The 23,208-nt window shown below is 71.3% G+C and carries 20 protein-coding genes and 3 pseudogenes; 14 read left to right on the plus strand and 9 right to left on the minus strand.

The genetic code is table 11. The features are described 5' to 3' along the window. Window positions 1-2: 2 nt before the first annotated feature. The 7 genes and pseudogenes from ACZ4UU_RS37460 to ACZ4UU_RS37490 all read left to right on the plus strand — a co-directional run. Complete coding sequence (locus ACZ4UU_RS37460; protein WP_471907878.1) at window positions 3-683, plus strand: sigma-70 family RNA polymerase sigma factor; 681 nt, start codon at window positions 3-5, stop codon at window positions 681-683. Window positions 684-795: 112 nt separating this feature from the next. Continuing rightward, complete coding sequence (locus ACZ4UU_RS37465) at window positions 796-1,872, plus strand: ABC transporter substrate-binding protein (protein ID WP_471907879.1); 1,077 nt, start codon at window positions 796-798, stop codon at window positions 1,870-1,872. Between the two features lie 26 nt (window positions 1,873-1,898). Beyond that, window positions 1,899-2,963, plus strand: coding sequence for a FecCD family ABC transporter permease (locus ACZ4UU_RS37470; RefSeq protein WP_471907901.1), 1,065 nt, complete (start codon window positions 1,899-1,901; stop codon window positions 2,961-2,963). Next, on the plus strand, window positions 2,960-3,802 hold the full coding sequence (locus ACZ4UU_RS37475) for an ABC transporter ATP-binding protein (protein WP_471907880.1): 843 nt from the start codon (window positions 2,960-2,962) through the stop codon (window positions 3,800-3,802). The genes ACZ4UU_RS37470 and ACZ4UU_RS37475 overlap by 4 nt, the downstream gene beginning before the upstream one ends. 29 nt (window positions 3,803-3,831) lie before the next feature. Beyond that, a complete protein-coding gene (locus ACZ4UU_RS37480; RefSeq protein ID WP_471907881.1) occupies window positions 3,832-4,056 on the plus strand; it encodes a hypothetical protein in 225 nt (74 codons plus the stop codon). A gap of 197 nt (window positions 4,057-4,253) precedes the next feature. Next, window positions 4,254-4,526 (plus strand): annotated as a pseudogene (locus tag ACZ4UU_RS37485) (MFS transporter); the annotation flags it as partial. Window positions 4,527-4,568: 42 nt separating this feature from the next. Continuing rightward, window positions 4,569-4,928, plus strand: a pseudogene (locus ACZ4UU_RS37490) (L-tyrosine/L-tryptophan isonitrile synthase family protein); the annotation flags it as partial. On the opposite strand, the gene ACZ4UU_RS37495 reads toward ACZ4UU_RS37490, so the two are convergent. From ACZ4UU_RS37495 to ACZ4UU_RS37505, 3 genes are read right to left on the minus strand one after another with little or no spacing between them, the layout of a single operon-like run. After that, a complete protein-coding gene (locus ACZ4UU_RS37495) occupies window positions 4,898-5,917 on the minus strand; it encodes an ABC transporter substrate-binding protein (protein WP_471907882.1) in 1,020 nt (339 codons plus the stop codon). The pseudogene ACZ4UU_RS37490 and the gene ACZ4UU_RS37495 sit on opposite strands and share 31 nt — an antisense overlap. After that, window positions 5,902-6,684, minus strand: coding sequence for an ABC transporter ATP-binding protein (locus ACZ4UU_RS37500; RefSeq protein ID WP_471907883.1), 783 nt, complete (start codon window positions 6,682-6,684; stop codon window positions 5,902-5,904). The genes ACZ4UU_RS37495 and ACZ4UU_RS37500 overlap by 16 nt, the downstream gene beginning before the upstream one ends. Before the next feature lie 2 nt (window positions 6,685-6,686). Next, window positions 6,687-7,709 (minus strand): FecCD family ABC transporter permease, encoded by a 1,023-nt coding sequence (locus ACZ4UU_RS37505; RefSeq protein WP_471907902.1) that lies wholly within the window; start codon window positions 7,707-7,709, stop codon window positions 6,687-6,689. A gap of 408 nt (window positions 7,710-8,117) precedes the next feature. Between ACZ4UU_RS37505 and ACZ4UU_RS37510 the strand changes: the two genes are divergently transcribed. The 4 genes from ACZ4UU_RS37510 (at window position 8,118) to ACZ4UU_RS37525 (ending at window position 13,701) form a co-directional block, all read left to right on the plus strand. After that, a complete protein-coding gene (locus ACZ4UU_RS37510; protein WP_471907884.1) occupies window positions 8,118-8,843 on the plus strand; it encodes an ankyrin repeat domain-containing protein in 726 nt (241 codons plus the stop codon). Between the two features lie 250 nt (window positions 8,844-9,093). After that, entirely contained in the window at window positions 9,094-10,491 is a 1,398-nt protein-coding gene (locus ACZ4UU_RS37515; RefSeq protein ID WP_471907885.1) for an FAD-binding oxidoreductase, read from the plus strand. 116 nt (window positions 10,492-10,607) lie between these two features. Beyond that, the gene (locus ACZ4UU_RS37520; RefSeq protein WP_471907886.1) at window positions 10,608-12,026 is read left to right on the plus strand and encodes a cytochrome P450; all 1,419 of its coding nucleotides are present in this window, start codon (window positions 10,608-10,610) and stop codon (window positions 12,024-12,026) included. A gap of 196 nt (window positions 12,027-12,222) precedes the next feature. Then, a complete protein-coding gene (locus ACZ4UU_RS37525; protein ID WP_471907903.1) occupies window positions 12,223-13,701 on the plus strand; it encodes an MFS transporter in 1,479 nt (492 codons plus the stop codon). A 370-nt stretch (window positions 13,702-14,071) separates the two neighbouring features. On the opposite strand, the gene ACZ4UU_RS37530 is transcribed toward ACZ4UU_RS37525, so the two are convergent. Beyond that, entirely contained in the window at window positions 14,072-16,066 is a 1,995-nt protein-coding gene (locus tag ACZ4UU_RS37530; protein ID WP_471907887.1) for a GDSL-type esterase/lipase family protein, read from the minus strand. A gap of 219 nt (window positions 16,067-16,285) precedes the next feature. Between ACZ4UU_RS37530 and tgmA the strand changes: the two genes are divergently transcribed. Then, the gene (gene tgmA / locus ACZ4UU_RS37535; RefSeq protein WP_048580735.1) at window positions 16,286-16,477 is read left to right on the plus strand and encodes a putative ATP-grasp-modified RiPP; all 192 of its coding nucleotides are present in this window, start codon (window positions 16,286-16,288) and stop codon (window positions 16,475-16,477) included. Window positions 16,478-16,491: 14 nt separating this feature from the next. Further along, window positions 16,492-17,436, plus strand: a complete 945-nt coding sequence (locus ACZ4UU_RS37540) for an MvdC/MvdD family ATP grasp protein (protein WP_471907888.1) — start codon at window positions 16,492-16,494, stop codon at window positions 17,434-17,436. A gap of 24 nt (window positions 17,437-17,460) precedes the next feature. On the opposite strand, the gene ACZ4UU_RS37545 is transcribed toward ACZ4UU_RS37540, so the two are convergent. From ACZ4UU_RS37545 to ACZ4UU_RS37560, 4 genes are read right to left on the minus strand one after another with little or no spacing between them, the layout of a single operon-like run. Then, window positions 17,461-18,327, minus strand: a complete 867-nt coding sequence (locus ACZ4UU_RS37545) for a sugar phosphate isomerase/epimerase family protein (protein ID WP_471907889.1) — start codon at window positions 18,325-18,327, stop codon at window positions 17,461-17,463. Next, complete coding sequence (locus ACZ4UU_RS37550) at window positions 18,324-19,340, minus strand: Gfo/Idh/MocA family oxidoreductase (RefSeq protein WP_471907890.1); 1,017 nt, start codon at window positions 19,338-19,340, stop codon at window positions 18,324-18,326. The genes ACZ4UU_RS37545 and ACZ4UU_RS37550 overlap by 4 nt, the downstream gene beginning before the upstream one ends. A gap of 57 nt (window positions 19,341-19,397) precedes the next feature. Further along, window positions 19,398-20,822, minus strand: a complete 1,425-nt coding sequence (locus tag ACZ4UU_RS37555) for a sugar porter family MFS transporter (RefSeq protein WP_471907891.1) — start codon at window positions 20,820-20,822, stop codon at window positions 19,398-19,400. 11 nt (window positions 20,823-20,833) lie between these two features. After that, window positions 20,834-21,793, minus strand: coding sequence for a TIM barrel protein (locus ACZ4UU_RS37560; protein ID WP_471907892.1), 960 nt, complete (start codon window positions 21,791-21,793; stop codon window positions 20,834-20,836). Between the two features lie 215 nt (window positions 21,794-22,008). Here ACZ4UU_RS37560 and ACZ4UU_RS37565 point away from each other — a divergent pair, with 215 nt between their 5' ends. Next, window positions 22,009-23,010: a LacI family DNA-binding transcriptional regulator gene (locus tag ACZ4UU_RS37565; RefSeq protein ID WP_471907904.1), complete on the plus strand. Its 1,002-nt coding sequence runs from the start codon at window positions 22,009-22,011 to the stop codon at window positions 23,008-23,010. 72 nt (window positions 23,011-23,082) lie between these two features. Here ACZ4UU_RS37565 and ACZ4UU_RS37570 read toward each other — a convergent pair. Continuing rightward, a pseudogene (locus tag ACZ4UU_RS37570) lies at window positions 23,083-23,208 on the minus strand (sugar ABC transporter substrate-binding protein); the annotation flags it as partial.

Below are 23,208 nucleotides of genomic sequence, written 5' to 3' on the forward strand. Positions count from 1 at the left end.
AGGTGATCACTCCTGCCCTGCCCTCCTCACGCGCGACCCGCGTGAGGGACACGAAGGCGGACCACACCTCCAAAGCTGCCTCCTGCGACGAGTCGACGACCGCGTGGGCGCTGGCCGCCCGCGGTGGCGACCCGGACGCGACGGACCGTTTCGTCCGTTCGCTGCACCGTGACGTCGTGCGGTACGTGGCGCATCTGTCCGCCGATCCGCAGGCCGCCGACGACCTGGCACAGGACACGTTCCTGCGGGCGCTCGGCAGCCTGCACCGGTTCGAGGGCCGCTCCTCGGCGCGCGCCTGGCTGCTGTCCATCGCGCGTCGCGCGGTGATCGACAGCCACCGGTACGCCGCCGCCCGGCCGCGGCTGTACGACACCGACGACTGGACGCTGACGGCGGAACGCGCCCAGCCGTCGGGCCTGCCCGGCTTCGACGACGGCATCGCGCTGCTCGGCCTGCTCGACGCGCTGCCCGACGAACGCCGCGAGGCGTTCGTCCTCACCCAGATGGTGGGCCTTCCCTATGCGGAGGCCGCCGAGATGAGCGACTGCCCGGTCGGGACGGTCCGCTCACGAGTGGCCCGCGCCCGCGCGACCCTCGTCGAACTGCTCACCGAGGCCGAAGCCGAGTCCGTCTTCGAGGCCAAGGTCGAGGCGGCGGCCGTGCCCGACGTCGTGGCCGCCTGACCAGGACCCCGGTGTCGGTTCCCCCGCCGGGAACTGACACCGGGTCCGCCCCGACTACTGGACCGGGCGGCGGAGATCCGCCCGTGCGTCCAGTGGATCCAGGGGAGTTTCGATGTGTTCTCGTGTGGGGCGGGCTACGACGGCCGCGGTGCTCGGCGGCCTGCTGGCGGCAGGCTGCGGCAGCGCGGACAAGGACACGGCGAGCTCCGCCGCCGGCAAGGACGGCGACTCCACGCGCGGCTTCCCGGTCACCGTCACCGACTGCGCGGGCGCCGAGACCACCTTCACCTCGGCGCCGCAGAACATCGTCACCAGCAACGCCTCCAGCCTGGAACTACTGCTGCGGCTGGGCGCCGGGGACAAGGTCCTCGGCACCGGCTTCCCGCCCGGCAAGGGCACGCTGCCGGGCGAACTCGACGCCCGGGCACAGCGGGTGAAGGTGCTCAGCGACACCGTGATCCCCAAGGAGAAGCTCCTCGGCTCCGGCGCCGACCTCTACATCGACACGTTCGCCTCGATGAACATGGGCGGCGGCATGGGCGACGCGCCGACCGAGGAGGAGTTCGAGGCGGCCGGAATCAAGCACACCTTCCTGAAGTCCACGGCCTGCGCCGCCACGAGCAAGAGTCCCGTCACCGACCTCACGGCCGTCCAGGACGACATCACCTCCCTCGGCGCCGTCACCGGCACGAGCGCGAAGGCGAGGGAACTCGTCGACGGGATGCGCGGGAAGGTGGACGCCGTCCGGAAGGCGGTGGGCGGCACGCCCGAGAGCGAGCGGCCGACGTACTTCTTCTTCGACTACGACGCCGGCACCAAACAGCCCATGGCCGTCTGCAACCGCCAGGTCGCCCACGCGGTCATCACCCTCGCCGGGGCCCGCAACGTCTTCGCCGACTGCGACGGCGACTACAAGCAGGTCGGCTGGGAGGACGTCATCGCGAAGAACCCGGACTGGATCCAGCTCGGCGTGCGCGACCGGGGCAGCGAGAGCGCGAACGACCAGGCCTTCGACGAGGCACGCGGGTGGCTGGAGTCGAACCCCGCCACCAAGGGCCTCAAGGCCGTGCAGGAAGGCCACTTCCTGCGCATCGGCTCCGAGCAGACCACCATCGCCGGTGTCTCCAACGCCGACACGGTCGAGTCGATCGCGAAGACCCTGTACCCGGGCAAGGTCGGCCGACGGTGATCGACACCCTGGTGCGCCGCAAGGGCGTGCGGGACCGGCGCGACGGTGAGGAGCCGGCGCGGACGCGCTCCGTGCCCGCCGCGCCGCTGGCCCTGGCCCTCACCCTCGCCCTGCTCGCCGCCCTCACCGCGGCGGTGTCCTGGGGCTCCACGTCGATCCCGGCCGGCGAGGTGTGGAGCGTCGTCGGGCGCCGCCTGTCCGGCGAGGCCCCGCGCCCCGGCACCGACGACCTCATCGTCTGGCAACTCCGCGTCCCCCGCGCCCTGTTGGCCGCCCTGGTCGGCGCGGGGCTCGGTCTCGTCGGTACGGCGATGCAGGCCCTGGTGCGCAACCCGCTCGCCGACCCGTACTTCCTGGGCATCTCCAACGGCGCCTCCCTCGGCGCGGTCGCCGCGATCGTGCTCGGCCTCGGCACGGGCGGCGCGCTCGGGCTCGGCCTGTCCGGCGCGGCGTTCGCCGGCGCCCTCGCGACCTTCGCGCTGGTGTGGGCGGTGGCCCGGCGCCGGGGCGGGTTCGCACCGCTGCGGCTGGTGCTGGCCGGGGTGGCGATCGGGCAGTTCCTGTCCGGCTTCACCAGCTACCTCGTGCTCCAGGCCGGCGACGAGCAGCAGACCCACAGCGTGCTGTTCTGGCTCATGGGCCGCCTGAGCGGCGCGAGCTGGCCCCTGCTCGCCGCGCCCGCCGTGGCCGTACCCCTCACCCTGCTGTGGCTCCAGGCACGCGCCCGGGCGCTCAACGCGCTGGTCATGGGCGACGAGACGGCGGCCGGACTCGGCGTCGACGCCACCCGTCTGCGCAGGGAACTGTTCACGCTGACCAGCCTGCTGACCGGCGTACTCGTCGCCGTCTCCGGCGCCATCGCCTTCGTCGCGCTCATGGTCCCGCACGCCTGCCGCCTGGTCGTCGGCGGCGACCACCGCCGCCTGCTGCCGGTCTCGGCGCTGTTCGGGGCGCTGCTCCTGGTCGTCGTCGACATCGTGTGCCGCACGGCCATGGACACGCAGGAGCTGCCGGTCGGCGTCGTCACCTCGCTGATCGGCGCTCCGGCGCTGCTGTATCTGCTGGACCGGCGCCTGGGGAGCGGGAGTTGAGGATCGAGATCGAGGACCTGCACGTCGCGTACGCCGGCCGTACGGTCGTCTCCGGCGCCGGCCTGATCGCGGCCGAGGGCGAGATCACCGGGCTCGTCGGACCGAACGGCAGCGGCAAGTCCACCCTCCTGCGGACCGTCTACCGGCATCTCAAGCCGATCGCCGGCCGCGTCCTGCTCGCCGGCACCGACCTGCGCCGACTGAGCCCCGTGGAGGCGGCCCGGCATGTCGCGGCCCTCCCGCAGGAGCGGGGCGGCGACTTCGAACTGACCGTCCGCGAGGTCGTCGCGATGGGCCGTACGCCCTACAAGCGGGCCTTCGCCGGGGAGGACGCCACCGACCGGGACGTGGTCGCCCGTGCCCTCGCGGACGTCGGCATGGAGTGCCACGCCGGGCGCCGGTTCACCGAACTGTCCGGCGGCGAACGCCAACGCGTCCTGCTGGCCCGCGCCTTCGCCCAGGAGCCGGACGTGCTGGTCCTGGACGAGCCCACCAACCACCTCGACATCCGCCACCAGGTGGAGCTGCTGGCCCTGCTCCGGGCAGGTCGCCGTACCACCTTGGTGTCGCTGCACGACCTCAACGCCGCGGCGTCCGTGTGCGACCGGCTGCACGTCCTGCACGACGGCCACGTGGTCGCCTCCGGCGCGCCCCGTGAGGTACTGCGACCCGCTCTGCTCGCCGAGGTGTTCGGCGTCCGGGCGACGGTGGTGGACCATCCGCTGACCGGTGACCCGCTGATCGCCTTCGACCACCGGGCCCCGGCGGACGGCGCGGGTATCCCTCTGTCGGCCCCGAGCGATGTGCTGGGGGCCGGTCCCGGGCGGTCACGCAGGTGAGCGCCCACGATCGCGAAAGGTTGTGCACTATGAGCGACATCCACCAGATGGCCGGCCTGGAGCCGGTGGCGACGTTCTGCGGCAACTGCGACTGCGGCTGTCCGCAGCTGTTCGTCGACCCGGCGGCTCCCGCCGAGCGCCGGGTGGTCCTCACGGACGACTTCGGGCAGCGGGTGCAGATGAGCGCGGACCAGTTCTCGTCGCTGGTCGCGGAGGCCAAGTCCGGCAAGCTGGACGGCATCACCACGGCCTGACGCCGTGCGACGGGGGCCGACTCCGCATTCATCATATTTCCGGCCATGTCCGGGAACTCGGCCCCCGTCCCTTCCGACCTCTGGGACGAGGCCGCTGTCCGGCGGCCCGGCCGTGAGCAGGAGGGGGCGCGAGCGTGGGGGACCGCTGGGTTCTCGTGGCCGTGGCGGGCGCGCTGTCGTTCGTGGCGATGCTCGACATGAACATCGTCAACGTGGCGCTGGCCGACATCGCGGCGGGACTGCACGTCGCGGCCGCCACGGCCCAGTGGGCGGCGCTGGGATACCAACTCCCTTTCGTCGCCCTGCTGTTGCCGGTCGGCCGCCTGCTGGACGGCGCGGGTACCCGGCCCGCCCTGCTGGCGGCCACCGCCGGTTTCGCGCTGTGCAGTGTCCTGGCCGCGCTCGCACCCGGTGCGGCGTGGCTGATCGCGGCCCGGACCGGGCAGGGCGCGTGCGCGGCGGTGTTGTTCGTGCTGATGCCGGTGCTGGCGATCCGCGCCGTACGCCCGACGTTCACGGGCACCCGCTCCGCGCTACAACGCGATTGCCGCAGACGGGCGTACGGCGTCATCCAGCGCAGCCGCGCCTGGGGAGGGCTGGTCGCCGACCACCATCCGCGTGCCGTACGTCTGTCGATCCACCCCCAGCCGGCCGGCGCCCCCAAGTTCGGCATCCGGCTCCTCGACGGCCCCGACGCCTGGACCACTCCGTGGCACTCCGCCGCCCTGCGCCAAGCCGACGGCACCTGGACCCTCATGCCCCGCGCCAGGGCGCAGCGGCTCGGCCGCCTGGTCCACCGGGACGGCAGACCGAGCCACTTCGAGCGGTCACGTGCCGACGATCAGCGCTTCTCGGCCACCGTCCGCAGATAGGCGCCGAGCCGGGCGATGGCCGACGGGTTGCGGGGGCTCTCGACAAGGTCGACGTAGTCGAGGACGAAGATCCGCTGGTGCTTGACCGCGGAGACGTTCCGCAGAGGCGCGTAGGACAGCAGGAACTTCTTCTTCTGCTCGGCGCTGACGTCTCCGTAGTCGCAGATCACGATGACGTCCGGGTCGCGCCGCACGACGCTCTCCCAGCCCACGGTGGTCCACGAGTCCTGGACGTCGTGCATGACGTTGACACCGCCGGCCTCGCTGATGATCTGCTCGGGGGCGGCGTAACGGCCGGAGGTGAAGGGCTGGTCCTGCCCGCTGTCGTACAGGAACACCTTCGGCCGGTCGCCGGCCGCCGGGGCCTGCGCCCGCACCTGCGCGACCTCCTTCTGGAAACCGGCGATGAGCGTCGCGGCCCGCTGCTGGACCCCGAAGAGCTTCCCGAGGTTGGTGAGGTCGGTGTACAGGGCGTCCAGGGGCGGCATGATGCCGCGCGAGGACTCGGTACGGCCGTTGTGGCAGGACTCGGTGAGGACGTACGACGGGATGCCGAGCTTCTTCAGGGCGTCGGGGGTGAAGCCGCTGTCCTCACGGAAGCCGTAGTTCCAGCCGGCGAAGACGAGGTCGGCGCGGGCGTCGAGGGCGTTCTCCTTGGTCAGCTGGTCCTTCGACAGCCACTTCACCTTGTCGTAGCCGCCCTTCCACGGCACGCCGCTCAGGTCGCCCTTGTCGTCGGGCATGGCGAACCCCGCCATGCGGTCCTCCAGACCGAGGGCGAACATCAGCTCGGTGATGCCGACGTCGTTGGTGACCACCCGCTCGGGGACCTTGTCGAAGGTCACCTCGCGGCCGCAGTTGGTGAGCGTGACGGTCGAGGACCTGGCGTCCGTGGACTTGGCCTCCGTGGTCCTGTCCACCGTGGCTCCGCAGCCGGTCGCGGTGACGGTCGCGGCGAGGCAGAGGGCGGTGGCTACGAGCTTGCGCATGTGGTTCCTTGGGGGAGGAGGTCGAACAGGAGCTGGACCGCGCCGGTCTGCGGATGCCGGACCGGATGGGCGCGGACCCCGAACACCTCGGCGAGCAGGCCGGGTCGGAGAACGTCGTGCGGTGCGCCCGAGGCGACGACGCGGCCCCCGGCGATGACGTACAGGACGTCGCAGTGCGCGGCGGCCAGGTTGAGGTCGTGCAGGGCGGCCAGCACGGTCGGGCCGCTGGCCCGCACCAGGGACAGCACGTCCAACTGGTGGGCGATGTCGAGGTGGTTGGTGGGCTCGTCCAGGACCAGCACCTGCGGCTGCTGGGCGAGCGCACGGGCGATGAGCACGCGCTGCTTCTCGCCGCCGGACAGGGCGAGGAACCCGCGGCCGGCGAGATGGGCGACGCCGGTGCGGTCCATGGCCGCGGCGCAGATCTCCCGGTCGGACGCGGCCGTACGCTCCCGGTGCGGCAGCCGCCCCATCGCCACCACCTCGGCGACGGTGAAGTCGAACTCGGCCGACGACTCCTGCGGCAGCGCGGCCAGCACCCGCGCGGCGGCCCTGGGCGCCATCGCGTGTACGTCCTCCCCGTCGAGCCGCACCGCACCGCCGGCCGGGCGCAGCGCCCGGTACACGCACCGCAGCAGCGTGGACTTGCCGCTGCCGTTCGGACCGACGAGCCCGACGAACGCCCCGCTGTCCACGGTGAGTCGGATGTCGTCCACCAGCCGGGCCCCGGCGGCCTCGACCGTGACCCCTTCGATGTCCAGCCGCATCGTCACCGACCTCCGAACGCGTAGCCGCCGCGCCGCATCAGCAGCAGGAAGGTGGGCACCCCGACCACGGCCGTGATCACCCCTACGGGCAGTTCGGCTGGCGCGAGGAGCAGCCGGGACAGCAGGTCCGCCCACACCAGCAGCACGGCCCCGACGAGCGGCGCCACGGCCAGCACCCGCCGGTGATCGGCGCCCACCAGCATCCGTACGACGTGCGGCACCATCAGCCCGACGAAGCCGATGGCCCCGCTGACCGCGACCACGGTCCCGGTGACGGCGGCGGTCACGAGGAACAACTCCCTGCGCAGGCGCCCCGGCTGGACGCCCAGCGCGGCCGACGTCTCGTCGCCCATCGCCAGCGCGTTCAGCGCCTCGGCCCGCCACCGCAGCCAGGACCACCCGGCCGCCACGGTCACCGCGGCGAGCGGCACCTGGGCCCAGGTCGCGCCGCCCAGACTCCCGAGCAGCCACATCATCGCCGAGCGTGCCGCCTCGCCCCGGGCCGCGCCGAACACCATCACGGTGGTCACGGCCTCGAAGCCGTACGCCAGCGCCGTCCCCGTCAGGACCAGCCGCAGCGGGGTGAGCCCGTGCGGCGACCGGGCCACGGCGTACACCAGCGTCATGGCCGCGAGCGCCGAGACGAAGGCGGACAGGGACAGCGCCCAGACACCGAGCCCCGCGAACGCGCCCAGCAGGATCACGGCGTTGGCGCCCACCGCCGCGCCCGAGGAGACGCCCAGCACGAACGGATCGGCGAGCGCGTTGCGGACCATGGCCTGCACGGCCACCCCGACGGCCGCGAGCCCGGCCCCGACGACGGCCCCGAGCACGACGCGCGGCAGCCGTATCTCCCAGACGATGGTGTACGCGGCGACGTCCCGGGCGTCGATGGTGCCGCCGGTCAGCCCCGCCCCGAGCAGCCGGAAGACATCGCCCCACCCGATCCCGGCCGCTCCCAGCCCGACCCCGCACACGACGGACCCGAGCAGGAGCAGCCCCAGCGCGACGACGAGCGGTGGCACGGACAGACGGGGGGCGACGGATGCGGGTCTCGGTATCCGCGTCTTGCTTCGGAGCACGGGCGGGCGGGTCCTTCGCCTGGGGCCGCCTGTGAACCTCGATCGAGGAGACAGCCCGAACGACCGTGCCGGCCGCGCGGTCCCCTCTCGCAGTCCACGGCGAGCAGTCAACGGGTCGCACCCACCACGGGCGATCGGGCTCACGCGACGGACCACAGGGTCCCCGCGCACACCGTTGCGGGTCAGCGCCGGACTCTCACCGGACTTCCCCCGCGGGAGGCCCGGGGAGCGTAACAGACGGGGGTCGGCGGCCGCCGGACAGGGCTGCCGCGCCGTGCTGGAGGAGGGGTTGTCAGTGGGCCGTGTTATCCAGGTGAGGACGCTGTCCGGGTGAGGACACAAGGAGGCCCGATGCTGATCGACACGACCGCTCCGCCGGCCCGAGCCGTGAGCGAGGCGATCCGGAGCGGCGACGTGGAGGCGTTGCGGGACCTGCTCACCGCGCATCCGGGCCTGGCCACGGCGAGGGTCGGCGACATCAGGAGCGCGCGCACCCTGTTGCACCTCGTCACCGACTGGCCCGGCCACCTGCCGGGCGGTCCCGCGACGGTGGCCGCGCTGGTCGCCGCGGGCGCGGACGTCAACGCCCGGTTCACCGGCGCCCACCGCGAGACCCCGCTGCACTGGGCGGCCAGCACCGACGACGTCCCCGTCCTTGACGCCCTGCTCGACCTGGGCGCCGACATCGAGGCCGACGGCGCGGTCATCGGCGACGGCACGCCGCTGGCGGACGCGGTGGCCTTCGGACAGTGGCAGTGCGCGCGACGCCTGGTGGAACGCGGCGCCCGCACCACCCTGTGGCAGGCGGCCGCCCTCGGCGAAGCCGACCGCGTCGCCGCCCACCTCACCTCCGAGACCGATCCGCCCACCGCCGAGGACATCACCAACGCGCTGTGGTGCGCCTGCCACGGCGGGCAGCGAGAGATGGCCGACCACCTGCTGCGACGCGGCGGCGACGTCAACTGGATCGGCCACGACCGGTTGACGGCACTGGACGCCGCCGACCGCTCGGGGCACCCCGCGCTGGTCGCGTGGCTGCGCGATCAGGGGGCGAGATCCGCCACGGAGTTGATCTGACGCCGCCGCGGCATGCCCGACGTGCGATCCTCGACCGTGCGGTGAAGACTGGGCTGTGGCGGGGCCGGGCCCGTACGCCCCCGCCCTGCCGACATCGACACATCACCACATCGCCACATCGGAACATCACCACATCGGAACATCGATACGAGGTGCGAACGGATCCGCGCACCACGCCCCCGCTGCCCGCCCGGACGTCAGGCGCCGTCATCCGTCCGCGGTTCACGTCTTCACACAGAGGGGTCCGGCCATGGGCGGCATCGACGGAACGGCACTCGACGGCTTGCGCGAGACACTGCGGGGACCGGTCATCACCCCGCGGGACCCGGGCTACGACGAGGCCCGCAGCATCTACAACGCCATGATCGACCGGCGCCCCGCGGCCTTCGCGCAGTGCGTGGACGTGGCGGACGTACGCACCGTGCTCTCCTTCGCCAGGGACACCGGGGTCGAGCTCGCCGTGCGCGGCGGCGGGCACAGCGGACCCGGGCTGTGCCTGGTCGACGACGGCCTCGTCCTCGACCTGTCGACGATGCGCGGGGTGCACGTCGACCCGCGCGCCGGGACGGCACAGGTCGCCGGCGGCGCGCAGCTCGGCGACCTGGACCACGCGGCCCACACCTTCGGCCTGGGCGTGCCGGCCGGCATCGTCTCGATGACGGGCGTGGGCGGCCTCACCCTCGGCGGCGGCCACGGCTACCTCACCCGCAGGTACGGCCTGACCATCGACAGCCTCCAGTCCGCCGACGTCGTCCTCGCCGACGGATCGTTCGTCACCGCCTCCGCCGAGGAGCACCCGGACCTGTTCTGGGCGCTGCGCGGCGGCGGCGGGAACTTCGGCGTCGTCACGTCGTTCACGTTCGGGCTGCACCCCGTGGACACCGTCGGCGTCGCCGTGACGGTGTGGCCGATCGACCGCACACCGGAAGTGCTGCGCTGGTACCGGGAGTTCCTGCCCGCCGCGCCCCGGGACCTGTACGGCTTCTTCACCGTCTTCGTCATCCCGCCCGGACCGCCGTTCCCCGAGCCGATCCACGGGCAGAAGATGTGCGGCGTCGTCTGGTGCTACACCGGCGACCTGGCGGGCGACCGCCTGGAACAGACGCTCACCGCGGTCAACGAACCGGCGCCGTCCGCCTTCCACTTCACCACTCCCATGCCCTACCCCGCCCTCCAGAGCATGTTCGACACTCTGATCCCGAAGGGCTACCAGTGGTACTGGCGCGGTGACTTCTTCGACACGATCTCCGACGCCTCGATCGAGGTTCACCACAAGTACGGCGAGAACATCCCTACCGCCCTGTCCCTGATGCACCTGTATCCCGTGGACGCCGCGGCCCACGACGTCGGCGCCGACGACACGGCCTGGGCGTACCGCGACGCCGTCTGGTCCGGCGTGATCGCCGGGGTCGACCCGGACCCCGCCAACGCCGACCTGATCCGGCAGTGGAGCGTCGACTACTGGACCGACCTGCACCCGCACTCCATGGGCGGCTCCTACATCAACTTCCTCGGCGAGGCCGAGAGCCCGGACCGGGTCCGGTCGACCTACCGCGGCCACTACGACCGACTCGCCGCGACCAAGCACACCTACGACCCGGACAACTTCTTCCACGCCAACCAGAACATTCCGCCCGCGGCCGGCTGACGTCCCGGCCACACCCGTCGTTCACCCGCGAGGACCGTCTGGGGTAGTGTCACCGGCGTTGCCGGCTACTGACTGGTAGTGCGCCGGTGCGGGGAGTGTCGGAGGGCGGCAGGACGGTGGAATCCCAGGTGGGCGAGAGCGGATCCGTGAACGTCGACGACACGCGCTTGGAAGAGCTGACGCCCCAACCCCTGCTGACCCGCGACTACGAGACCCGCCCCTCGCTCGTCTACGAACGGCTGCGCCAGCAACACGGGCCCGTCGCCCCGGTCGACCTGCTCGGAGTGCCCGCCTGGCTGGTCCTCGGCTACCGCGAGGCCCTCCAGGTGCTCCAGGACGACGACGCCTGGCCGAAGGGGCTGGAGAACTGGCGGGCCCGCACCGAGGGCGAGGTCCCCGCGGACTGGCCGCTCGGGCCGTCCCTCGAGGTCAACCACGTGCTGATCCAGGGCGGCCCGGGATACGGCTCGCTGCGCGCGGCTTGGGACGCGGCACTCAAGCCGTTCCAGGACCCCGGCCACCCGCAGGCCAAGCGCCTCAAAGCGGCCGTGACCGCCTACGCCGACGACCTGATCACCCTGGTCGGACAGGGCGGCGGCACCGGCGTGGCCGACCTCTCCGCCCAGTTCTCCCGGCCACTTCCGCTCATGGTGGCCAGTCATCTGCTCGGCTTCCCCGGCTCCCAGGGCGACGACGCCCTGATGGACATGTGGCGTGTGCTGGACGCCGGGCCGGACGCGGAGCCCGCCCTGGAACGTCTCCTCGCCACGCTCGCGGAACTCGCGGCCGTGAAGCTCAAGGAGCCGGGCGACGACTTCCCCTCCTACCTGCTCGCCGCCCATCCCGGCCTCTCGCTCGACGAACTCGCCCGTGAGCTGTTCATGCTGCTCGGCATGACCTCCGACCACGTCGGCATCCTCATGTCCAACACGGTGGTCGAGGTCATCTCCGGCGACGGTGACGGCGCTGTGCGCGCCAGCCTGTCCGCCGGGATGATCAGGGAGACCATGAACCGGGTGGTCATGCGCAAGCCGCCGCTGGTGAACTTCGTCCCGCGGTTCGCCGCCGAGGACACTCCGCTCGGCAACTACACGATCCGGGCGGGCGACCCGGTGTGGGTGTCCTCCGCCGCCGCACACGCCGACCCGCTCTTCGCCGACCACGTGGCGCCGGGCAGCACGATCAGCACCCGGGCGCATCTGTCCTGGGGCGCGGGCCGCCGCCAGTGCCCGGCACGCGAGCTCGCCTCTACGGTCGCCGCGGTCGGGGTCGGCCGGCTGTTCGAGCGGTTCAGCCACCTGGACCTCGCCCTCCCCGCCGACCAACTGCCCTGGCGCTCCTCGCCGTTCATGCGCGGCCTGCGCTCGCTGCCCGTGCGGTACGAACTCGCCGCGATGCCCGAGCGGGCAGTGGCGCCACGGCCGACCCTCGATCCGGCGCAGGACAGCACCGATCCGGTGCTGCCGGACCGCTCCGCCCGGCAGCGCTCGTCGCTCTGGCGCTATCTGACGGGACTGATCCGCGGTCCTCGCTGACCTGCGCCTCACACACCGGTCCGGCGGTCCGGTGATCGACTGGAGGGCCGTACGGCACCGGCGTACGGTCGAATGGTGGCGGGAACCAGCATCCAACCCCCGCCCACGGCACAGTGCCATGAGCAACCCCGAGCCGACGCCCGAAGCACGGACCACCCCGCAGAAGACGGAGCGGAGCGAGAGCCGTGGCAGCGGTATGGCGCTGCTCGTCATCGCGTCCTGTCAGCTGATGGTGGTGCTCGACATCACCATCGTGAACATCGCCCTGCCGGACATCCAGCGCTCGCTCGACTTCTCCACCACCAGCCTGTCCTGGGTGGTCAACGCCTACACGCTCACCTTCGGCGGGCTGCTGCTGCTCGGCGGCAGGATGGGCGACATCCTCGGTAGACGGCGCGTGTTCATCTTCGGCGTGCTGCTCTTCGTCCTCGCCTCCCTGCTCGGCGGACTCTCCCAGAACGAGTGGCAACTCCTCGCCGCCCGTGCCCTCCAGGGCGTCGGCGGCGCCGTCGCCTCCCCGACCTCCCTCGCCCTGATCAGCACGACCTTCCCCGAAGGACCCGAACGCAACAGGGCGTTCGGTGTCTTCGCCGCGGTCTCGGCCGGCGGCGGCGCGATCGGGCTGCTGGCCGGCGGCATGCTCGTCGAATGGCTCAACTGGCGCTGGGTGCTGTTCGTCAACGTGCCCATCGGACTGCTCATCGTCCTCGCCACACCCCGCTGGATCCGGGAGTCCGAGCGGCACGCCGGGCACTTCGACGTACTGGGCGCGATGACCTCGACCATCGGCATGGTGCTGCTGGTCTACGGGTTCATCCGGGCCGCGCAGGACGGCTGGCGGGATCCCCTCACTCTGGGAGCGTTCGGGGCGGCCGTGGTCTTCCTGCTGCTGTTCATCCTGGTCGAGCAGCGCTCCCGGCAGCCGATCACGCCCCTGCACATGTTCGCCGACCGCAACCGGGCGGGCACGTACGGCATGATGCTGAGCCTGGCCGCCGCGATCTTCGGCATGTTCTTCTTCCTGACGCTCTTCGTGCAGAACGTGCTGGACTTCAGCCCCCTCGAAGCCGGGCTGGCCTTCCTCCCGGTGAGCGCCGTCATCGCGATCGGCGCGGGACTGGCGTCCCAGTACCTGCCCAGGTACGGGCCCAAACCGTTCATGGTGGTGGGTGCGATCCTGGCCGCCGCGGGTCTCGCCTGGCTGACTCTGACCGACATCCACTCCACCTACCTCGGCAGCATCCTCGGCCCGATGCTCGTCTTCAGCCTCGGCATGGGCATGGAGTTCGTGTCCCTGACCCTGATGGCCCTGTCCAATGTGGCGACCCCGGAGACCGGCGCCGCCTCCGGGCTGCTGAACGCCACCCAGCAGGTCGGCGGCTCCCTCGGACTGTCCATCCTCGTCACGATGTACGGCACGGCGAGCAACAACGAGGCCGACGAACAGATCCCGGCCTTCCTGTCCCAGGCGACCCCACTGGAGCGCCTCCGCTTCGAACGCACCGGGCAGCTCCCGCCCCCCTACGCCGACGAGATCCTCACCGCAGGGGTCTCCGCCGCCTTCATCATGGCCGCGATCTTCACCGCCATCGCCGCGGTGATCGCCCTCCTCGTCATCCAGGTCCGCCCCTCCGACCTCGAACGACTCCAGGGCGGCGGACTGCCGACGGCCTGACACGCGGCCGGCCCGAGGGCACGCCTCCATGACCGGCGTGTGGACGCAGCCGACCGTGACGCCCGACGCCTGCCCGTCGCCCTGTGGAGTGCCGCCGGCCGGCTCAGGAGGCTGGCGTACGACCTGTTCCTGGAGCACCAACCCCACATCGGCTGGAGTGAGTTCGCCAAGTACGGCGGGACGCCCGGCACATGCGGGCTGCGGCCTCACCGTGCGGCTACCGCTACCTGCCGGAGATCCCGGAGGTGTCCGCCGGCTCGCTCGGCGAACACCTCCCGTTGATCGAGAGTCAGGTGGATCAACTGACCGAGGCGGCACCGCACTTCCTTCGCGAGCTGCGGGCCGGCGCCGACCGGGACGACCGGCGGGGTCAGCCGCCGATGCGCGCCGCGATGATCGGCGCCAGGCGGTCGGCGATGACGCGGTGGCCCCGGTCGTTGGGGTGGACGGAGTCCGTCAGATCGCCGGAGCCCAGCCAGCCCGTCGTGTCGACGAAGGACAGGCGGGTGTCGCCGCCGGCCACGGCCGCCTTGACCGCCGCCTCGGTCTGCGGGACGTAGCGGCCGCGGAAGGTCTCCAGCGCGAAGATCCAGGCCCGCGGATAGGCGGCGCGCACCTTGCGCAGCAGACTGCTGTACGCCGACTGGAACTGGGTCGAACTCACGCCGTGGCCCACGTCGTTGGTGCCCAGGTTGATGACGACCGTGTCCGCCTGGTAGCGGGAGAAGTCCCAGTCGGGCGTGGCCGAGTTGGGGTTGAGTCTGCCGAACTGCTGCTCAAGACCCACGCATCCGTCGGCCGTCGCGACCAGACAGGCACCGCCCTGGGCGACCTGGGTGTGCTCGGCGTCGAGCCGCTCGCCGATCAGCCAGCCGTACGCGGTCCGGGCGTTCTGCGAGGTGGTGGTGCCGACCGTGATGGAGTCGCCGACGAACTCGATCAGCTTCGCCGGAGCCGGCGGTGCGAACGTCGTCGCGCCGCTGTCGAGAGCCAGCCCCTGGAAGACGGCGTCGCCGCGATAGGAGCCCGCGACCACCTGGTAGTTGACCTGGAGCGTGTGGTTGCCGGGGGACAGGGGCGACGGCGTCAGATTCACGGTGCCCTTGACGTCGTCGTAGAACTTCACGGGCCCGTTGTCGATGCGCGCCCAGAAGTCGATGGTGTTGCGCTGCTTGAGCTTCACCGTGCGGCCGGTGAAGCCGACGCGGTAGTAGGCGCCGGCCCAGTACGGCGTGTAGAGCGTGCTGGAGCTGCGGGTGTCCCAGCGGCCGACGAACTTGATGTTGGGGTCGCCGGGTTGGCCGGGAGCCGCCGCCTTGGTGGAAACCTCGGCGGAGCCGCCGAGCCGGCCCGCGATGACGGGTGCCAGACGGGCGGCGAACTTGGTGTGACCCGCCTCGTTGGGATGGCCGTTGCCGTCCTCGTAGTCGGCGCCGTCGGTGAGCCAGCCCGCGGTGTCGACGTAGTGCACCTTGGTGTCGCCGGCGCTGGTGCGGGCACTCACGGCCGCCCTGGTCTCCGTCACGTACCGCTTCTTGAGCGTCTGGACGGCGAAGAGTCGGGCCTCCGGGTGCCTGGCCCGCAGATCGCTCAGGAACTTGGTGTACGCGGCCTGGAACGCGGGCCCTGACACGCCGTGGCCGATGTCGTTGGTACCGAGGTTGACGACGACCGCGCTCGCCCGGTAGCGGGAGAAGTCCCAGGCCTGGTCGCCGGTGCTGCCGGTCCGGAAGTACTGGTCGCTCAGGCCGACGCAACCGGACCGGGCGACCAGACAGTAGCCGGCGCGGGCGATCCGGGTGTGCCGCATCCCCAGGCGCTCGCCGGTCTTCCAGGCGTACGAGTCGAGCGCCAGCCGGTCGGTGAGGGCGCCGGCGGTGATGGAGTCACCGACGAACTCGACCAGCCCGGACGGCACCGTGGGACCGACCGTGCGCGCGCCCGGGTCCAGGACCAGGCCCTGGAACACGGTGTCGCCCGACCGGTAGGAGACGCGCAGGGTGTGGGTGCCGGGGGAGAGGGGCTGAGGAGTGAGGTTCACCGTCCCTCGTACACCCGCGTGGAAGACGTCGGGGCCGCCGTCCACGCTCGCGTAGAAGTTGACCGTGTCCCTCGCCCGGACCTTCACCGTGGTGCCGGTGAAAGCCGTCTGAAGGTACGCGCTGGACCACTGGGGCACGGCGGCCGTGGCCGAACTCGTGTCCCAGCGGCCGACGTAGACGATGTTCGGGTCGGTCACCGAGCCGTCGCCCGCCGCCGCCCGGGCCGGCGAGCCGCTCGCCCAGGACAGCGACAGCAGGCAGGCGACGAGCGCGGCGGTGAGGAGGAGGGAAAGGGTGCGTCTGGGGTGTGGGGGTGTCTGCACGGGGATCCCTTTCACGTGGGGGTTGGGAGCGCTCCCATGAAGAACTGTGTTTCGAGAGAAGCAATGAAACGGTTCAGCGTCAAGGAGCCCCGTGCGGAATTGGGGAGTCCGGTGAAGGGTGTGACGACCTTCACGTCGATGTGGCGGAAAGTGATGAATTCCTTACGCAACTAGTGCGTAAGTGACGGTAATTCACACGCATGGCATCGGAGGTTCATCATGCGACCGTTCACCCTCAACTACGCCTTTCCCAGAGGGCTTTCCAACGCCGTGACGCCGTATCACTTCGACCCGGCCCGCCAGCTGAACGTGCTGCCCGACGGACGCCCGGCCGTCAGTGACCCGGACCTGCTGCTCGCGGTCGGCACGACGACGTCGACCGCCGGATCCGCGACCCACTTCGACGACTGACGACCGTTGCGCGAATGACCGTACTGATCCTCACGTCCGAGGAGGACGTGACCGCCGACATGGTGGTCGCCGCACTGCACGGGACGGGGACACCCGTACTGCGTCTGGACCCCGCCGATCTGCCGGGCAAGGCCGTGCTGTCCGCCGACTACGCACACGGCGACTTCGACGGGCACCTGTCGGTCAACGGACATGTGCTCAGCATGGGCGGGCTGCGCTCCATCTGGGTGCGCAGACCCGGCGAACCGGCCGCCCACGCGGCCGACCCCTCACCGTGGCTGACCGCCGAGACCCGGCAGGCGCTCTACGGGATGCTCCACTCCGCCGCCGCACGGTGGATGAACCATCCGCGCAACGCCGACCAGGCCCGGCTGAAGCCCTGGCAGTTGAGGGTCGCTCACCTCAGCGGCTTCGCCGTGCCGCCGACGGTGTTCACGACGGCACCCCGGCTGGCCCGGGAGTTCGTCGAGGAGTACGGGGAGGTCGTGGTGAAGTCCGCCTCGGGGCCGCCGCCCGACCACCCCGGGGTGGCCCTGCCCACCACGCTGATCGGTCCCGACGCCGACTTCGCGGCGGTCGCGGCCGGGCCCGCGCTGCTCCAACGGTACGTCCCCAAACGGGCGGACATCCGGCTGACCTGCGTCGGCACCCGCTTGTTCGCCGCCCGCAAGATCGCCGAACCCGGCCAGGTCGACGGGCGATACGGCGACACCGGGCATGCCTGGCAGCCGGTTCCGGTACCCGACCGCATCGGCAAGTCGGTGTACGAGTACGTCACTCTGGCCGGACTGGCGTACGCCGCCTTCGACTTCGCCGAGGACACGGACGGCATCTGGTGGTTCCTGGAGTGCAACCAGGGCGGCCAGTTCGGCTTCGTCGAGCTGGAGACCGGGCAGCCGATCGCGGCGGAGGTCGCCCTGTGGCTGGCACAGCACAGGGCGGACCGCCGCTCGCGCTGAAGCGGCTCGAACCTGCTGGCCGGCCTACGCGGCCAGTTCCTTGCGGATGCGGTCGAGCATGAACGCCGAGGACTCCTTCGCCCGCTCCTCCCAGGCGAAGACGCAGGCCGTGGCCACGCCGTCGAAGTCCAGCTCGCGCAGCGTGCCGAAGAACGCCTCCCAGTCGACCTCGCCCTGCCCGATGTCCAGGTGCTGGTGGATCCGGGCCGGGGTGCCGGGCGGGTTGAGGATGTAGCGCAGACCGGACGAACCCTTGTGGTTGAAGGAGTCCGCGATGTGCACATGCTGGAGCTTGTCCCCGGCATAGCGCATCATCGCCGCGATGTCCGCCGTCGGGTCGGCGCCCGAGAGGTGGAAGGAGTGCGGGGCGCAGTAGAGGTAGTTCACCCAGGGCTTGTTGATCGCGCGGACCAGGTCGACCGCGGGGGTGTTCTCCTCGCAGAAGTCGTCCGGGTGGGCCTCCAGGTTCAGAGCGATGCCTTCGCGCTCGAACACCGGCAGCAGTTCCTCCAGCGAGCGCCAGAAGGCCGCCTCGCTCTCGGCGGCACGCTCGGGGCGGCCGTTGAACTCGCTGTTCATGAGCGGACATCCGAGGTCGGAGGTGATCTCGATCATCCGCTTCCAGTAGCGGACGGCCGCCTGCCGCTCGGTCTCGTCCGGCGAGGACCACTTGTACAGCGGCAGCACGGAGGACAGCTGAACGCCGTGCGCGCGCAGGGAGTTCTTCAGCTCGGCGATCCGCTCGTCGTCGGCCCGCGGGTGCAGGAAGAACGGCATGAAGTCGTCGCGGGGCGACAACTCGATGTACTCGTAGCCGAGTTCGGCGACGGTGCGCACCATCTCGTCGATGGGGAGCATACGGAACATGTACGGGTCGAGGGCGATTTTCATGCGGCACCTCCGTAGAAGGCGGGGCGGGGCTTGAGGTCGGTGGCGACGACGCGGCCCGACTCCAGGGCCTCGACGGTCGCGGCGGTGATGACGGTGGCGGCATAGCCGTCCCAGGCGGAGGGCCCGGTCGGCTCCTCGCCGGCGGCGATGCCCGCGATCCACTCGCGGAACTCGGTGTCGAAGGCGTCCCGGAAGCGGCCCACCCAGTCGGTGAGCACCTCGGTGCTGTGCTGAGCGGCGGTGCGCACGCCGACGGCGGCCGGGTCGGGCAGCCGGACGAGGCCGTCCTCACCCACGGCCTCGCACTGGATGTCGTAGCCGTACTGGCAGTTGACGAAGACCTCCAGATCGATACGGACGCCCTTCGCGGTTTCGAAGAGCATGATCTGCGGGTCCTTCAGGTGCGCGAACCGCTTGCTCGTGGCGCGCGGGGTGATCACCTGGGTGGAGACGATCTCGTCGTCCAGCAGCCAGCGCAGTACGTCCACCTCGTGCACGGCCGTGTCCAGGGCGGCCATGCCGGAGGTGTACGACTCGGGGACGGTGGGGTTGCGGTGGGCACAGTGCACGATCAGCGGGTCTCCGATCCGGCCCGAGTCGATGACCTGCTTCATCTGCCGGTAGCCGGCGTCGTAGCGGCGCATGAAGCCGACCTGGACCAGTCGGCGGCCGTGGGCGGTCTCGGCCTCGACGATCCTCAGGCAGTCCTCGGCGGTGGTGGCCAGCGGCTTCTCGCAGAACACCGGCTTTCCGGCGGCGACGGCGTTCAGCACGTGCTCGGCGTGGGTCGGGCCCCAGGACGTCACGAGGACGGCGTCGACGTCGTCGGCCGCGACCACCGCGGCCCCGTCGGGCAGCACCCGGGCGCCGACCGGTGCCGCCGCCTCCTCGGCGCGCACGGCGTCGATGTCGGTGACCGCGGTGACACGGGCGCCGGTGACGGTGTCGGTCAGCCGCCGGATGTGCTCCTTGCCGATCCAGCCGGCGCCGATGACGCCTACTCGCACAGTCATGGGTGGTGGTCCTTTCTGCGGTCCCCGGCCGCGACGGACCCGGGGACGGGGGGTGATTCAGGAGTAGCGCGCCCGGAGTTCGGCTTCGAGGGTCTCGAGCGAGCGGCCCTTCGTCTCGGGGACGTAGAGCTTGACGAAAGCGAGCGAGAAGACGCCCGCGACCACGAACAGGAAGAAGGTGTTGGAGATCCCGATGCCGGAGACCAGCGACGGGAAGACCAGTCCGATCACGAAGTTGGTCAGCCACAGCACCACGGCCGCCACACCCATGCCGAAGCCGCGCATCCGCATCGGGAAGATCTCCGACAGCATCAGCCAGGTCACCGGCGAGATCGCGCCCTGCTGGAAGGCGAGGAAGGTGACGGTCATGGCGAGCACCGCGTAGGCACGGGCGTCACCGGACGGCAGCACCAGCGAGAAGACGCCGATCAGCAGCAGGGCCGCGGTGGTGCCGATCTGACCGGCCATCAGCATCGGACGGCGTTTGACCCGGCCCAGCAGCCAGATGCCGACGAAGGTCGCCAGCACCGAGATCACACCGTTGGCGATGTTGGCGGTCAGCGCGCTGTCGGACGCGAAGCCGGCGTCGGTGAGGATCTGGGTGCCGTAGTACATGATCGTGTTGACACCGGTGATCTGCTGCACGATCGCGATGCCGAAGCCGACGAACATCAGCTTGCGGATCCAGGGAGTCGCCTTCATGTCCTGCCAGCCGCCGAGTCTCTCCTGCTCCTCCTTGACGGCGAGCGCGGACACCTCGGCGAGCTCGGCCTCGGCACGCTGCTTGGACCGGACCTGCTTGAGCACCTCCAGGGCCTCGCCGAAGCGGGTCTTGGAGGCGAGCCAGCGCGGGCTCTCCGGCATCACCAGCATGCCGAACCAGAGCACGACGGCCGGGAGCGTGGCGATCACCAGCATCCAGCGCCACACCCCGCCGGACTCGCCGCCCACCTGGGCGATGATCGCGTTCGACGTGAACGCCAGCAACTGACCGCTGACGATCATGAGTTCGTTGCGGGTGACCAGCGCGCCGCGTCGCTCGGCGGGGGAGACCTCCGCGAGGTAGACCGGCACGGTGACGGAGGCACCGCCCACCGCGAGGCCGAGCACGAACCGGGCGACGACCATGACGGCGGTCGTGGGCGCCAGGGTGCAGCCGAGCGCGCCGATGAAGAACAGCACCGCGAGCGTGAGGATCGTACGGCGCCGTCCCCGCGCGTCCGACAGCCGGCCGCCGACCACCGCGCCGAGTGCGGCACCGAGCAGCAGCGAGCTGGTGACCATGCCCTCGGTGACGGCGGTCAGACCGAGATCGTCCGTCATGTACGGCAGGGCGCCGTTGATGACGCCGGTGTCGTAGCCGAAGAGCAGTCCGCCGAAGGTGGCGATCACGGTGATGAGCCGCAGCCTGCGGGACACCGCCGACGGGGCGTCGTCCGTGACGGGGGAGGGGGGCTGTGCCGCGTCGTCCCTGACGTCCATGGGCCGTCTCCTCACTGGTCGCGCGTCGTGAGCGTGGGGCGCCGGGTACCCGACAGACCGCAGCCCGCCAGGTGCTCACGGGTGCTCACCGCGATGGGGAGCGGCACGTCGGGTGCGCACGGGTACAGGTCCTGCTCGACGATCACGAACAACTCGGCGTCCAGCCGGGCGAGTTCGGCCACCACGTCGGCCGGCTTCGGCACGCCCGCGGGCGGCGACACGCACACGCCGCGCTTGACGGCCTCGCCGAACGACAGGTCCTGTGCGGCGACCTGGGCGAGGATCTCGGGGTCCATCTGCTTGATGTGCACGTATCCGACGCGCTCGCCGAAGCGCCGGATCAGGTCGACGTTGTCGCCGCCGCCGTAGGCGACGTGCCCGGTGTCCAGACACAGGTTCGTCCAGCGCGGGTCGGACTCGTTCAGCAGCCGCTCGATCTCCGGCTGGGTCTGGATGTGACTGTCGGCGTGCGGATGGATGACGAGCCGTACGCCGTACTCGTCCAGCAGCAGCCTGCCGAGCCGGTCGGCGGCCTTGCCGAAGCCCGCCCACTGCTCGGCGGTCAGCTCCGGCGACTCGGTGAACGCGCCGGTCTTCTCGTCCCGGTACATGGGCGGGATGAAGACCAGGTGATGGGCTCCCGCGGCGGCGGTCAGCTCCGCGACCTGCCGGACGTGGGCGAGCATCCCGTCCCAGGCCTCGGGCCGGTGCAGTGCGCCGAACGCGGTGCCGCCGGAGACCTTGAGCCCACGCGCCCGGAGCTCCTCCGCGAGCTGCCGAGGGTCGGTGGGGAGGTACCCGTACGGGCCGAGCTCCAGCCACTCGTACCCGGCCGCGGCGAGCTCGTCGAGGAAGCGGGTGTACGGGACCTGCTGGTCGTCCTCGGGGAACCAGACGCCCCAGGAGTCGGGGGCCGAGCCCAGGCACAGGTTGCCCGCGGTGGTGCGGAGCGAGGTTGGCGCCGTTGCCATGACAAGTCCTTCGGGGAGGGAGGGGACGGATGCCGGCGGACGTATCCACGGATGTTCTGTCGCGCTCTACTAGCGCGCTCTAGTGCGAGTACGATGACCCTGGTCCAAATGTCATGTCAATAGCTTGTTGCCGGGAGATTTCGAGAGCTCGTTAAGGTGAACGGCGTCGAAGGGTGGGTTCACAGGTGGAAGCGTCAGGCCGGCAGCGGCCCACGATGGCGGACGTCGCCGAGAAAGCCGGCGTGTCCCGAGCGCTCGTCTCGATCATCTTCCGTGATCTGCCGGGCGCCGGCCGCGAGACCCGGGAGCGGGTGCTGCGCGTCGCCGACGAGATCGGCTACCGCCCGGACAACGCGGCCCGGCTGCTCGCCCGCGGCCGCAGCCGCACCCTCGGTGTGATGTTCACGGTCCACCAGACCTTCCACACGGACCTCATCGCGGGCATCTACCCGGAGGCCGAGCGGCTCGGGTACGACGTGCTGCTGTCCGGGACGACCCCGGGCCGCGGTGAGGCCAAGGCCGTCGAGGCGCTGCTCGGCCACCGCTGCGAGGGGCTGATCCTGCTCGCCCCCGACGCCGAGCCCGGCTACCTCGACCAGCTCGGACACCGTGCGGCGACCGTCTCGGTCGCCCGGCGTGCGCCCGGCGCCCAGGTGGACCTCGTGCACAGCGCCGAGGGCAAGGGCGTGCGCCAGGCCATGGACCACCTCGTGGAACTGGGCCACCGCCGGATCGTGCACATCGACGGCGGCCGCGGACCCGGCTCGGCCGAGCGGCGGCGCGCTTACCGGGCCGCGATGCGCCGCCACGGGCTGGCGGACCACGTCCGGGTCATCCCCGGCGCGCACACCGAGGAGTCGGGCATCGAGACGGGCCGCATGCTGCTGGCCGAACGCGACCAGGGGCTGCCGCTGCCCACCGCGGTCCTCGCGGGCAACGACCGTTGTGCGCTGGGCCTGTTGATGCCCCTGACCCGGGCGGGCGTCGAGGTCCCGCGCGACATGTCCGTGGTCGGCTACGACGACAGTCATCTCTCCCACCTGATGCCGATAGGCCTCACCACCGTCCGTCAGGACGCCGTCCTGATGGCCGAACACGCGGTCCGCTTCGCCGTGGACCGGCTGGAGAACCCCGAACTGGCGCCACGAGAGGCCGTGTTGGACCCCAAGCTCGTCGTCCGGGGAACCAGCGGGCCGGCTCCGCAGGAGCGGGCCTGAGGTTCGGCACAGCGGCGAGGTCGGCCGTGCCCCGTCGCGGCCACGGCCGACCTCGCCTGTCCATGGACGCGCCTAGCGCGTGCCCTTCGCGGCGAATTCGGCGACGGCGTCGACGTTGTCCTTGGTGATGAAGGCGGGGCCGGTGAGGACGGGTGCGGTGCCGCCGCCGCTGAAGTTGCCGTTGGTCTTGTAGAGCCA

The organism is Streptomyces sp. NPDC028907 (assembly GCF_055564995.1).